Raw genomic sequence first — 13126 nt, forward strand, 5'->3', positions numbered from 1 at the left:
TCTCGAAAACGCCGACGGACAATTCCGATCCTTCCACGACCGTCCGTCGAAGGGGTCAGCGTGACGCGAGATACGCGGCAAACGCTTCCTCGCTCGAATATTCGGGGACGTATCCGAACTGTTCCTTGAGCCGCCGATTGTCGAGAACCGGTCGGTACTGGAGAAATCCGACGCGCTCCGGACCGTGTTCCGTTACACCCAATCGCCGTCCGACGCGTAGAACGCCTCGCAACAACCATGCAGGAAGCGTCACCGTGCTCTTGCCCATCCGGGAAGCCAACTCGTCGACGGTCAGCACGCCGTCGCCCGCGACATTGAAGATGCCCACTTGGTTTCCGGTCACGGCCTCCGCAAAAGCGCCCGCGACATCGGTGTGCCAGACGAAGACGAAGGGGCTGTCGCTCCCGGCAACCTTGAGCAGCTTGCGGCGATCGAACAACGCGGTGATCTGATTGTCGACGCTCTCGCCCAAGATCGTGCCGATCCGGAAGACAACTTGTTCCAACTCCGGGTGTTCGACGCGATATTCGGCGAGCATCTCCTCGACCAGGCGTTTGTGGCGACTGTATGTGAATTCGTCGTTGCCTCGGACAGGTACGTCCTCGGTGATCCACGGTGGGTTGTCGGAGTGGTAGCCGTACGCCGCTCCGGACGAAGACACGACGACCCGTCCAACCCCGTGTTCGACGCAGGCCGCGAGCACGTTTCGTGTCCCGTCGACGTCGACGCGGTACTCCTGCTCTGCTGTCGTTTTCTTGCCGGGATTCACGATGGACGCAAGGTGGATCACGACGTTCGGTCGGTACTGACCGAACACCCGCCCCAATTCTGTGGGGTCGCAGACGTCCGCCCTGACGCGGCGGATGCGATCGTCCGGCGTGTCCTTGACCGTGAGGTCGACACAGACGACGGTGATGCCCTGCGCGATCAGTGCGTCGATGACAGCGGTACCCAGGAACCCGTTTCCGCCCGTGACGAGTGCGACGGTCATGCCGGTACCGCCTTTCGGGCGCGTCGCTTGGACCAGATCGTCGCCAGAGCCAACCCGGCGATGATGTCCCAGATCCCCCACCAGCCGGCCACGACGGCCATGCCACCGAGACCGTCGAAGAACGTGAACACCAGGCCAAGCCCCAGCCCCGCATTGCGGATGCCGACCTCGAAAGAGACGGCGCGACGGCTGTATTCGTTCAACCCGGTGACGGCGCCGCAGAAGTATCCCAGTGCGAGGGCAACCGTGTCGTGCAGGAAGACCGCGAGCAGTACCACCCCGATGTAGTCGACGAAGTACGACGCATTCCCCGACACCCCCGCGACGATGAAGATCAACAACGCCACCAACGAACCGTTTTTCAGCCAAGGCTGCGCTTTCGCGGCGATCTCCGGAAACCTTCGTGCCGCCCAGATGCCGAGAACGAACGGCACACCGATGATCAGGGCGATTTGCGCGACCATCTCGAGCGCATTCAGGTTCACGGACTGCAACAGAGCGTCGGTCTCCGGGCGTCGGCTCCCCCAGAACGCAAGATTGAGCGGCATGAGGAAGATCGCGAGGACGTTCGACACCGCCGTCATGGACACCGAGAGTGCGACGTCGCCGCCCGCCCGGTGAGTCAGGACGTTCGAGATGTTCCCTGGCGGGCAGCACGCCACCAGGATCATGCCGAGTGCTACCGACGGAGCCGGCGAGAGAATCAGCGTCAGGAGAAAAGTCACTGCCGGCAACAGCAGGAACTGCGCAGCAATACCCACCGCCATCGCCTTGGGTTTGGTGAGCGCACGACGAAAGTCGTCGACCGAGGTGTCGAGGGCGATCCCCAGCATGATCGTGGCCAGCACCACGTTGAGGATCATCAACGATCCCGGGTTGAAGTTGAGCACCACGTCGTCGATCGGCATCACTGTCCTCCCTTCGTCAGAGCGGCATCAAGCAGTCCGATGTGTCGCTTGATCGCCGATCGGTAGGCGTCCTTGTTCACGTAGTAGGCCATTCGTCCCAACTTCAGGTACTTGTATCCCCCGGACAGATCGGGAGGAGGACCGGCCGCCGCCGCCGAGAATTCCCGCGCCGCGGCGGGGGCTTCGGTACGTGCGGTGATCAGTTTGGCCACCAACTCGGCCTGCTCGAAACGGCCCTGCCACCCGAGACCGGATGCTTCGACCATGCCGAGAACAAAGAGATTGTCGTGGCGGCGACTCGCGACGTTGAGGAACAGGTCCGGGGCAGCGCCCGACCAGTCCAAGTCCTCGCGCGCGATGAAGGGATAGTCGAGGTGATACCCCGTGGCGCAGAGAACGAGGTCGTAGTCGGCAGACGATCCGTCGACAAACCGCACCGTCTTCCCCTCGAACCGGTCGACGTCGGCGCGCACGTGCACATCACCGTGCCCGATGTGGTGCAGGATCAACGAGTTCACGACCGGATGCGATTCGTAGATCTTGTAGTCCGGTGCCGGAAATCCGAACCGCACCGGATCACCCGTGAACTGCTTGAGTACCAAGGTGTCGACGCGTTGTTTGATCCACGGCGGCAATGGCTTTCCCTGATTCAAGGTGTCCGAGGGTCGGCCGAACAGATACTTGGGAACGAAGTAGTAGCCTCGCCGAACGCTCAAGTCGACGCACTCGGCCTGGTGGACGGCATCGACGGCGATGTCGCATCCACTGTTGCCCGCTCCGATGACCAGTACCTTCTTCCCACGGAAGATCTCGGCGCTGCGGTACTGGCTCGTGTGCATCAACGTGCCGGTGAAGTCGCCCCGGAAAGTCGGCATGTTCGGCTTCGACAGCGTTCCGTTCGCGATGATCACGCCTCGATACCGCGCGACTGTTGTCTCACCGCTGCGACTGCGCGTGGTGACCTGCCACAGCGAATCGACCGGCGAAACGTCGACGACGGTAATGCCGAAGGCAAAGTGCCTGCGAAGATCGTGAGTATCGGCGTAGTCGCGGAAATAATCGGCAAGTTCGACGTGGCTCGGGTAGTCGGCCACCGAATCCGCCATCGGGAACTCCGCGAATGCGGTGGTGCCCTTCGAAGAGATGAGGTGCGCCGACTCGTAGACGGTGCTGTGCGGGTTGTCGATGTCCCAGAGCCCACCGACGTCGTCGTGGCTCTCGAAGCCGTCGAACGCTATCCCGGCCCGATCGAGGTTTCGCGCGCCGGCCAATCCAGACGGGCCCGCTCCGATCAGCGCGTACTTCTCCTCTGTGATCATCCGTCGAGCGTCGCAGATAGTCCGAATCTTGCAGCAATATGCCGGATAATGACGTTATGAGCGCACCAGATGCCGGCAACGGTCGCAGGATAGATGAAATCGATCTGAGGATAATCAATGCGCTCCAGCTCGCACCGCGATCGAAGTGGCTTTCGTTGGCCGGACCACTCGAACTCGACGCCGCGACTCTCGCCCGTCGTTGGAATCGACTCTCCGAATCGTCGTTGGCCTGGGTCACGGTCACTCCAGGGCCACAGGTGCTGGGCAGCATCGTCACAGCGATCATCGAAATCGATTGCTCACCTGCTCCTCTCGACACCATCGCGGCACGGCTGACTCGCTCGGCCCACGCCGTGACCATCGAAGCATCAACGGGCAGAGCAGATCTGCTCGTCACAGCCGGTACCGCGGATCTGGCGTCGATGTCGCGCTTCATCTCGGAAGACGTCGCAACGATCGACGGTGTACTGGCGACACGAACCTCGATCATCACACGCTGGTTCACCGAAGGTGGGCGATGGAGACTCAATGCGCTGGCACCGTCCGAGAAGGGTGTGCTGACCACCAGCGAAAACCGTCCTGCCGTGCGCGCTCGGCCGACCGGGATATCCGAACAGGATCGCAAGGTTCTGACGAAGCTCGCTTACGACGGGCGCACTCCCATGAAGGAGTTGGCCGACGCGATCGGTGTCAGTCCCGCTGCGTGCAAACGCCAGATCGACCGGCTCACGTCTTCGGGGTTGGTGGCGCTGCGGTGTGAATTCGCGCGGCCGCTGGCCGGCCTTCCCGTGCTCGCCACACTGTGGTGCCGCGTCGAACCCGAGCTTCTCGATACGGCAGGACGAGTGCTGAGTCGGGCGTCGGAAGTTCGAAACTGCTTCGCTGTAGTCGGCCCCGACAACCTGGTGGTTCAGTTGTGGCTGCATTCTCCTGCAGAACTCGATGCATTCGAAACTCGTCTGCGCAAGGAGATTCCGGGTCTTTGCGTCACGGAACGATCCATCGTGCTGTATCTGCGCAAACTGCTTGGCCACGTGCTCGACCAGCAAGGGCGACGGACGGACACCGTTGCGCCAGATGTGTGGCTTTCCGATTCACCTCAGTCGAAAAGCCGATAACACGACAGAGCCCACGACCACCTGGGATGGACGTGGGCTCTGTGATCAGTTGAGGAAATCAGCCGCGCATCTGCGCACCGACGGCCTTGGAGGCAGCCTCGACCGCTGCATCGCGCGCGGCACTGGCCTCGTCCTCGGTCAGCGTCCGGTCGACACCACGGAATCGCAATGCGAACGCGAGCGACTTGCGGCCTTCACCGACCTGCTCGCCCTCGAAGACGTCGAAGAGGCGGATGTCTTCGAGAAGCTCGCCGCCGCCGGAACGCAGAGCTTCCTGGACCTTCGCCGCAGGAATATCGCGATCGACAACAACCGCCACGTCCTGGAGCACTGCGGGGAAGGGCGAAATGCGCGGCGCCGGCAGGTTCTCGACCAACGGCAAAGCGTCGAGGTCGATCTCCAGTGCACAAGTGCGCGCAGGCAATCCCGCACGCTCGAGAACAGCCGGATGCAGTTCGCCCGCATGACCGACTACGTTGCCGTCAACGACAACCTCGGCGCAACGGCCGGGATGCCACGGCAGGTACTGCGCCGCACGCAGTTCCACCTCGACGCCTGCTGCAGCTGCAATGACCCGCACGGCTGCAAAAGTGTCCGAAGCCTCGGCCTGACGGCCAGGACCCCAGGGGCCGCTCGGCTCACGCAAACCACTCAACACTGCAGCGATGTGCACCGGCTGTGCCGGCAACGACGCGATCAGGTTCGCGATCTGCTCGTCCGTCGGGCGACGATCCACCGGCAATGCATCCACCGGCTTGGTGTCGGGGCCAGGCAGGACGACCTGCGCGATGCCGTACAGCGACAGATCACGCTGACCGCGAGAAGCGTTGCGAGCCAAAATCTCCAGCAGACCCGGGAGCAGCGTGGTCGCCAACTCCGGACGATCGGCTTCGAGCGGGTTGAGGACCTTGCTGGTGTTGCGGCGCGGATCATCCGCGTCGAGGCCCCAGACGTCGAAGACGTTCGTCGGCAGGAAGACCGGAGGAAGGACCTCGACGTAACCGGCGTGAGCCACGGCCTTCGAGACCGTGCGCTTTCGCCGCTGCGACGGAGTCAACCCACGTCCGGCCGGAGCGGCGGGAAGAACAGACGGGATCTGCTCGAGACCTTCGAGGCGAAGAACTTCCTCGACGAGGTCCGCAGGCTGCACCAGGTCCGGACGCCACGACGGCGGCGTCGCGACCAACTGGCCGTGTCCTTCTTCGCTGACGCCGACCTCGACGTTGCAGCCAACCTGGGTGAGGCGGCGAGCTGCGGTGCCGTTGGGGTACGTGACTCCGGCGACACGGTCGGGCAGGTCGATATCCATGCGAATGGCAGCGCGAGGGGCAACATCGCCCACGTCGGTCAGGACCGGTTCGATCCGTCCGCCGGCAATCTCGACCAGCAGAGCGGCTGCGCGGTCGACGGCCGCGAGCGGAATTGCCGGATCGACGACGCGCTCGAAACGCTTGCTCGCCTCACTCGGCAGCTTGTGCCGGCGCGCCGTCTTGAAGACTGCGAGCGGATCCCAAGTAGCTCCTTCGAGGAGGATGTCCGTCGTTGCCGTTCCCACCTCGGTGGTTGCGCCGCCCATGACGGCAGCCAGCGAGATGACTCCGGAATCGTCGGCGATGACAACGTCTTCGGGATCGAGCGTGCGTTCGACGTCGTCGAGCGTCGTCAGCTTCTCCCCCGCCTTGGCGCGACGGACCACCAGGTCGCCCTGCACTGCGGTCGCATCGAACGCGTGCAGAGGCTGACCGAGTTCGAGCATCACATAGTTGGTGACGTCGACGGCCGGCGAGATCGGGCGAACACCCGAGAGCAGCAGTCGACGCTGCAGCCACCACGGGCTCACTGCCTGCGGATCGATACCCGTGATCTTCCGCATCACGAAACGCGAAGCCTTGGACTCCGGTTCGAGGCGCACCGGCCAGGCTTCACCCTCAGCCGGGTGAGCGGGAACCGAAGCGGGATCGGCGTATTCGAGATCGAAGCCGCACGCGAGTTCTCGCGTGAGACCGCGGACCGAGAAGCAGTAGCCACGGTCCGGGGTGATGTTCAGTTCGATGATCGTGTCACCGAGACCGAGCAACTCGTTGCCGTCCGCGCCGGGTTCGGCGGTACCGGGCTCGAGCACCAAGATGCCCGAATGGTCTTTGCCGATACCGAGTTCCGAGACGGAGCAGATCATGCCGTCGGACACCTGGCCGTACGTCTTGCGAGTGGCGATTTCGAATCCGCCGGGCAGCACCGCGCCGGGCAACGCAACGACGACGAGGTCACCCTCGTTGAAATTACGCGCGCCACAGACGATGCCGCGAGGCTCGGGTTCGCCAACCTCGACCTGGCAGAAGCGGATCGGCTTCTTGAACTCGGTCAGTTCGGTGATGGAGACGACCTTGCCGACGACCAACGGGCCGTCGATCGCCTCGAGTGTGTCGAGTTCCTCGACTTCGAGTCCCACCCGGACGAACCCGGCGTCCAGCTCTTCCGGGGTCACCTCCCAGTCCGGAGTTGCCCGCTGCAGGATCTCGGTCAGCCAGGATTGCGCTACTCGCACGTCTGCTCAGCTCTCTCGTTTGTCGATAAGTCTTTGTGAAGGTTCCGCGGACCGGATCGGTCAGCCTGCGACACCGAAGGGCAGCGTGAAACGCACGTCACCCTCGACGATGTCGCGCATGTCCGGGATACCGTTGCGGAACTGCAGGGTCCGCTCGAGGCCCATGCCGAATGCGAAACCCGAGTACTCGTCGGGATCGATACCGCTGGCGCGCAGAACGTTCGGGTTGACCATGCCGCAGCCGCCCCACTCGACCCAGCCTGCGCCGCCCTTCTTGTTCGCGAACCAGACATCGACCTCGGCCGACGGTTCCGTGAACGGGAAGTAGTTGGGGCGCATACGGGTACGCGTCTCGGGGCCGAAAAGGGCACGAGCGAACGCGTCGAGAGTCCCGCGCAGGTTGGCCATGGTCAGGCCCTTGTCGACGGCCAGGCCTTCGACCTGCGAGAAGACAGGCGTGTGGGTCGCATCGAGTTCGTCGGTGCGGAACGTGCGGCCCGGGCACACCACGTAGATCGGTACCTCACGCGAGAGCATCGTGCGGACCTGCACCGGCGAGGTGTGGGTACGCAGCACCTGGCGAGAGTTCTCGGGTGCCAGGTGGAAGGTGTCCTGCATCGTGCGGGCAGGGTGATCCGGCAAGAAGTTGAGCGCGTCGAAGTTGAAGTGCTCGGTCTCCACCTCCGGACCCTCGGCAACTTCCCAACCCATCGCGACGAATACGTCGGCGACCTGCTCGGAAATCAGGCTGATCGGGTGACGCGCCCCGACGGGGTGGCGATCGGAGGGCAGAGTGACATCGATTGCCTCGGCAACCAACACCGCGGCGTCACGCTCGGCGAGGAGGACCTCACGACGAGCGTCGTACGCGTTGTTGATCCGAGTGCGGAAGATGTTGACGCGCTTACCGGCGTCCGCCTTTTCCTTGCCCGGAAGGCTGCCGAGTCCCCGGCGAGCGAGGGCGATCGGGGACTTGTCCCCCAGGTGCTCCACCTTGACGTGCGCCAGCGCATCCAGGTCAGCGGCGTCCGCCAGCGCCTTCTCGGCGTTCTCAGCCGCAGCGGTCAACGCCTCTTCGGTGAGTACACTCGCGTCGACCTCCGGCGGTGTCGCGCCCTCATTTTTGGCCACGGCTGTGACGCTCCTGTCGCTTCTCGGTTTACTTCTCGTACTGCGTGCTTCTTGTACTGCTTACTTCTTGTACTGCGAGCGAGCATTCGAACTCGCTCGAGCATTGTCTCTGCTCTTGTATTGTCTCAGGCTTCCGCAAATGGGATTCCGTGAGGTCTTCGCGTGCGTTTTCAGCCGTGATCGGTGGCGCGGTTTTGCACCCGCGCGCTTGCGTACAGGCAAATTGCCGCCGCTGTCGCGAGGTTCAAGCTTTCGGCGCGGCCATGGATCGGAATCCTGACCCGATGATCAGCCTGCGCGGCGATCGCCGGATCGAGACCGTGAGCTTCGTTACCGAACAGCCAGGCCGTCGGCTTGCTCAGCAACTCGTCGGCCTCGTCGAGATCGACCTCGCCGTCAGCCGCAGTCGCGAGAATCTGAATGCCGGCTGCGCGAATCTGCTCGATCACCGACACCGTGTCTCGATCGCGGACGACTGGCAGGTGAAAGAGGCTGCCCGCCGACGAACGAACGACCTTGCCGTTGTGCGGATCGACGCTGTCGCCGGCGAGGATTGCCGCATCGGCACCCACTGCGTCGGCGATGCGAATGACGGTGCCCGCGTTACCTGGTTCGTTGACCGCGACCGGCACTGCGAGCAGGCGGGTCTCCTGATGGACGGCTGCGCTCAGCGGTACATCCAGTAGATCGCTGACGGCAACGAGACCGGGCGGCGTGACGGTATCGCTCAGAGCTTTGATTGCTCGATCGGTCACAAGAGCAACACGAACTCCAGCGGTCAGCGCCCGATCGATGACGTGCTGATAGCGCTCGGCTGCGTCCTCGGTGTAGAAGAGGTCGTGTACCGGGCGGGCCTCGCCATTCGAGAGTGCACCGTTCAACAGTTCGGTGACCGAGTTCTCGCCCTCGACGAGGAAACGTCCTGCTTTGCGTCGTTCTGCTGTGCGCAGGAGCTTGACAGCAGAAACGACCCGCGGAGTCCGCTCGGTGAGCGGGTCCACGGGCCGTTGCTGTGATGCGTGAATCAGGCTGCTTCTCCGGCAGGAGCGTTCACGTCAGCCGGCAGAGCGGCCTTCGCGAGTGCGACCAGGCCGGCAAAGGCCTCGGCATCGGAGACAGCGAGCTCGGCCAGGATCTTGCGGTCGACGTCGACCTCTGCCAGACGCAGGCCCTGGATGAGGCGGTTGTACGTGATGTCGTTTGCACGAGCTGCAGCGTTGATACGCGTGATCCACAGCTTGCGGAACTCGCCCTTGCGCGCACGACGGTCGCGGTACGCGTAGGTGAGCGAGTGGAGCTGCTGCTCCTTGGCCTTGGTGTACAGACGCGAACGCTGTCCACGGTAGCCGCTGGATGCAGCAAGAATTGAACGACGCTTCTTCTGGGCGTTGACCGCCCTCTTTACGCGTGCCACTTGAAAAATCCTGTCAATCTAGGGGCTGAAAGTACGGCCCCGGGTGGTCAGTAAGGGGGCGACTCAGATGCCGAGCATGCGCTTGATGCGCGGAGCGTCGTCAGGGCTGACAACAGCGACACCGTCGAGACGACGGGTAACCCTGCTGGACTTGTGCTCGAGAAGGTGGCGACGGCCGGCCTTCTGGCGCATGAGCTTTCCGCTGCCGGACACCTTGAATCGCTTCGAGGCGCCGCTGTGGCTCTTCATCTTGGGCATGGAGTCCTCAGTTCTTGTTACGTGGTGGATCTTGGGAAATCGACTAGCTGGCCGGAGCCTCGGGAGCGGCATCGCCGGTCGCCGGTGCTTCCGGAGCTGCTTCACTGGAAGCCGGTGCGGCCGGAGCCGGACGCGGAGCAGCCTGAGCCACTGGCGCCTGAGCGCTCTCCTGCGCCTTGACACGAGTCTTGGCGCCCTTGTGCGGTGCCAGGACCATCGTCATGTTTCGGCCGTCCTGCTTTGCCGAGGTTTCGACGAATCCGAGATCTGCGACGTCTGCTCCCAGACGCTGCAGAAGGCGGTAGCCGAGTTCGGGGCGTGACTGCTCACGTCCGCGGAACATGATCGTGACCTTGACCTTGGAACCGGCTTCGAGGAAGCGAACGACGTTGCGCTTCTTGGTCTCGTAGTCGTGGTCGTCGATCTTGGGTCGGAGCTTCTGCTCCTTGATGACCGTCAGCTGCTGGTTCTTACGTGACTCACGTGCCTTCTGTGCAGCCTCGTACTTGAACTTGCCGTAGTCCATGATCTTGCAGACCGGTGGACGGGCGTCAGGAGCTACCTCGACCAGGTCGAGGTCGGCCTCAAGGGCCAAGCGGAGTGCATCTTCAACACGCACGATGCCTACCTGTTCGCCGCCAGGTCCGACCAAACGAACCTCGGGAACGCGGATACGATCGTTGATGCGGGTCTCAGTGCTGATGGGGCCTCCTAGGTTGAACGGTGCGGTCTTCATGACCGCACGCAGCCCGTACCGCCCGCACCCCAACAAAAAAGCCCCGCTGTGATGATTGCTCATCCGCGGGGCCCGATGTCGACCGATCACATAGGATCCAGCTCACGCCGAAACCTATCTCCTCGACTGAGCGAGGAACCTGACGAAGAATGATCTCCGATAACAGGTGACCGGAACCACTGAACTGCAGTTTCACCTGCCGTGCAGAGGTGGGAGTCGGACTCCACTTGCTGCCCCCGAACAAGTCGGAGGCGGTCGTTGCAACAAGAGTAACAGGTCGCCACAGATGAAAGAAATCGGTGCCGCTCCCAGTGCTGCCGGGAGAGGCCCGATTCAACACCGTCACGGCCTGATGGAATCCTTACATCCATGAGTGAGAACTTCGAGGCAGAACAGAACACCGACGGCGCGAACCCCGACGTCCGCGAACTCTCCGAAGTTCCCGCGGTCGAGGTCATCAGCCGCGCTGCAGTGATGCTGATGAGTTCGGCTGCCGAAAAACTCGGCCTCTCCGACGCCGATCCGTCTTCCAGCCCCTACCTGGACCTCGACGAAGCGCGTCGCGTCATCACGGCACTTGCCGGACTCGTGACTGCGTCGGTCGAATACCTCGGCCCTCATGCCGGACCCATCCGTGAAGGCCTCCAAGCCCTGCAGCGCGCATTCCGTGAGGCGTCCTCGCACCCGGACGAGCCAGGAAAGGGACCGGGCGAGAAGTTCACCGGTCCGGTCTACTGAGTTGGCAACCGCCAACAAGACTCAACCGACGCCCGAGGACGTCGACGCATTCATTTCACGCGTCGACGACCGCAAACGCGCCGACGCCGTGGAGCTGATCTCCCTGCTGTCGGCCGCAACCGGCGAGCCTGCTGTCATGTGGGGCTCGAGCATCATCGGATTCGGGGCACGGCACTACCGATATGCGAGTGGCCACGAAGGTGACACCCCACTGATCGGGTTCTCCCCCAGGGCCACCGCGCTCACGTTGTACTTGTCGCTGAACTTCGACGACTACACCGACACGCTCGCTCGCCTCGGCAAGCACAAAATCGGCAAGGGCTGCCTGTACGTCAAACGGCTGAGCGACGTCGATATGACGACCCTGACCGAACTGATCACGGATTCCGTTGCCGCAGCCCGCAACATGATCGACTGAGTCACTCACCTACGGGGAGATACAGGCCGAGCGTCTTCGGGCGGTTGCCCGAAGACGGTCGAATCGCGTGGTGTGAAGCGATCGTTCGTCAGCGTGGCCCGACGCATTCGATCGAGTCGAAACCACCGCACGGCGTCGCGCTCGCGACACCAGCCGATGAGAAACCACTGACCACGGTCCTGCGCCAGAATGTGCGGCTCAACTGCCCGCACCGTCTCCGCACCGTCCCCATCCACGTAGTGCAACGACACGACTCGACTCTGTTCGAGACCCTGCTCGACGGCCTGCCGGTTCGCGCGCGAATCCGTCAGAGCCCCGCCGTCACCGCGAATCCACACGCGGCCACCGAGCTCGGCGACCTTGCGACGACTCTCCTCGTCCATCACATCGAGCAGTTTCGCCAGCGCTGCTCGCCCATCCGGCGCAAACGGAGCATCACCCATCGCCGTCAAGGCCAACGCGATCGAAACTGCCTGCGGAACAGTGAAATTCACCGGCGGCAGCGTGGCGCGACCCACGAGTCGGTATCCACCTCCGGGACCTGAGCGCGCTTCGATCGCCGCACCCGACATCATCAGCGTCTCGATATCCCTCTTGATCGTCCGGGTGGTGACACCGAATTCCTCGGACAATCGGGAGCACGTAGTCCCTCGATCGCCCTGTCGCCGAAGTTCCTCGACGAGAGCATGCAATCTCGCAGCTCGATTCACGTTCACCAGTGTCTCAGATTCCGATACCAAACGGTGACATAATTGGTGACACTCTGTTGTCACCAACTCGGGTGCACTGTAAGTACATGAAAACTCACATCGTTCTTGTTCCCGGATTCTGGCTCGGTTCATGGGCTTGGGATGCAGTACTCCCCCACCTCGAGCGTTCCGACACCCGCGTGACCAGCCTGACACTGCCCGGGCTCGACGCAGTAGACACAGATCGATCAGCGGTCACCTTCGACGCTCACGTCCGTGCAGTCGTCGACGCCGTATCGGACTCCGACGAGCGCACGGTCTTGGTCGTACACAGCGGCGCCGGCCCGGTGGGGTACGCCGTCACCGATCGCATCCCGGATCGCGTCGCTCGGATCGTCTACGTCGACTCGGGCCCCATGCCCGACGGCGCAGCGCTGCGACCGGATCTGGCCTCCGATGTCATCGAGATTCCGCTCCCCACGTGGGCAGAGCTCGAAGCGGACGGCAGCAGCCTCGAAGGACTCGACGAGAAAGCTCTGGAGACGTTCCGCGCCAACGCGGTACCCGAACCGGCTGGGCCCGCGCGTGAGCCGATTGTCCTGACGAACGAAAAGCGCTACCAGGTGCCGTCAACCGTCGTTTGCAGCACGTTCCCCTCCGCGGTGATCGCCCAGATGGCCGACGGAGGTCATCCGATGGCCGCCGAACTGGCGAAACTCCCCGTGACGTACGTCGACCTCCCGACCGGCCATTGGCCGATGTGGTCGCGCCCCGAAGAGGTCGCCAACGTAATTCTCGAGACCAGCACTTCCTGATCGACAAAGCAGTGATGCCGGGTCGATTCCGACCCGGCATCACTGA

Annotated in this window: 14 protein-coding genes; 4 read left to right on the plus strand and 10 right to left on the minus strand. The window is 63.2% G+C overall.

Annotated features, from left to right (window positions below; translation table 11 throughout):
- Positions 1–55: 55 nt before the first annotated feature.
- From ASU23_RS05675 to ASU23_RS05685, 3 genes are read right to left on the minus strand one after another with little or no spacing between them, the layout of a single operon-like run.
- Positions 56–991, minus strand: a complete 936-nt coding sequence (locus ASU23_RS05675) for an SDR family oxidoreductase (protein ID WP_054781544.1) — start codon at positions 989–991, stop codon at positions 56–58.
- Positions 988–1899: a bile acid:sodium symporter family protein gene (locus ASU23_RS05680; protein ID WP_058037537.1), complete on the minus strand. Its 912-nt coding sequence runs from the start codon at positions 1897–1899 to the stop codon at positions 988–990. Before ASU23_RS05680 ends, ASU23_RS05675 begins: the two co-directional genes overlap by 4 nt.
- Entirely contained in the window at positions 1899–3218 is a 1320-nt protein-coding gene (locus ASU23_RS05685; RefSeq protein ID WP_007736253.1) for an NAD(P)/FAD-dependent oxidoreductase, read from the minus strand. Before ASU23_RS05685 ends, ASU23_RS05680 begins: the two co-directional genes overlap by 1 nt.
- A gap of 56 nt (positions 3219–3274) precedes the next feature.
- Between ASU23_RS05685 and ASU23_RS05690 the strand changes: the two genes are divergently transcribed.
- Positions 3275–4336, plus strand: coding sequence for an Lrp/AsnC family transcriptional regulator (locus ASU23_RS05690; protein ID WP_058037513.1), 1062 nt, complete (start codon positions 3275–3277; stop codon positions 4334–4336).
- Between the two features lie 58 nt (positions 4337–4394).
- Here ASU23_RS05690 and pheT read toward each other — a convergent pair whose 3' ends face one another.
- From pheT to infC, 6 genes are all read right to left on the minus strand, one after another.
- Positions 4395–6881: a phenylalanine--tRNA ligase subunit beta gene (gene pheT / locus ASU23_RS05695; protein ID WP_003944026.1), complete on the minus strand. Its 2487-nt coding sequence runs from the start codon at positions 6879–6881 to the stop codon at positions 4395–4397.
- A gap of 60 nt (positions 6882–6941) precedes the next feature.
- Positions 6942–8012 (minus strand): phenylalanine--tRNA ligase subunit alpha, encoded by a 1071-nt coding sequence (gene pheS, locus ASU23_RS05700; protein WP_003944109.1) that lies wholly within the window; start codon positions 8010–8012, stop codon positions 6942–6944.
- 170 nt (positions 8013–8182) lie between these two features.
- Complete coding sequence (locus ASU23_RS05705) at positions 8183–9013, minus strand: RNA methyltransferase (protein ID WP_058037514.1); 831 nt, start codon at positions 9011–9013, stop codon at positions 8183–8185.
- A gap of 23 nt (positions 9014–9036) precedes the next feature.
- A complete protein-coding gene (rplT, locus tag ASU23_RS05710) occupies positions 9037–9426 on the minus strand; it encodes a 50S ribosomal protein L20 (RefSeq protein ID WP_003944011.1) in 390 nt (129 codons plus the stop codon).
- 63 nt (positions 9427–9489) lie between these two features.
- Positions 9490–9684 (minus strand): 50S ribosomal protein L35, encoded by a 195-nt coding sequence (rpmI, locus tag ASU23_RS05715; RefSeq protein ID WP_003944043.1) that lies wholly within the window; start codon positions 9682–9684, stop codon positions 9490–9492.
- A 43-nt stretch (positions 9685–9727) separates the two neighbouring features.
- Entirely contained in the window at positions 9728–10420 is a 693-nt protein-coding gene (infC, locus tag ASU23_RS05720) for a translation initiation factor IF-3 (RefSeq protein WP_003944008.1), read from the minus strand.
- Positions 10421–10789: 369 nt separating this feature from the next.
- On the opposite strand from infC, the gene ASU23_RS05725 reads away from it, so the two are divergent.
- Positions 10790–11158, plus strand: a complete 369-nt coding sequence (locus tag ASU23_RS05725) for a DUF1844 domain-containing protein (protein WP_007736262.1) — start codon at positions 10790–10792, stop codon at positions 11156–11158.
- Between the two features lies 1 nt (position 11159).
- Positions 11160–11576 (plus strand): DUF1801 domain-containing protein, encoded by a 417-nt coding sequence (locus tag ASU23_RS05730; RefSeq protein ID WP_007736263.1) that lies wholly within the window; start codon positions 11160–11162, stop codon positions 11574–11576.
- Positions 11577–11581: 5 nt separating this feature from the next.
- On the opposite strand, the gene ASU23_RS05735 is transcribed toward ASU23_RS05730, so the two are convergent.
- Entirely contained in the window at positions 11582–12292 is a 711-nt protein-coding gene (locus tag ASU23_RS05735) for a YafY family protein (protein ID WP_058037515.1), read from the minus strand.
- 80 nt (positions 12293–12372) lie between these two features.
- Here ASU23_RS05735 and ASU23_RS05740 point away from each other — a divergent pair, with 80 nt between their 5' ends.
- Positions 12373–13080, plus strand: a complete 708-nt coding sequence (locus tag ASU23_RS05740) for an alpha/beta fold hydrolase (protein ID WP_030536734.1) — start codon at positions 12373–12375, stop codon at positions 13078–13080.
- Positions 13081–13126: the final 46 nt, after the last annotated feature.

The sequence above is a fragment of the Rhodococcus sp. KB6 genome (genome assembly GCF_001445685.1).
GTDB classification, from domain to species: Bacteria; Actinomycetota; Actinomycetes; order Mycobacteriales; family Mycobacteriaceae; genus Rhodococcus_F; species Rhodococcus_F qingshengii.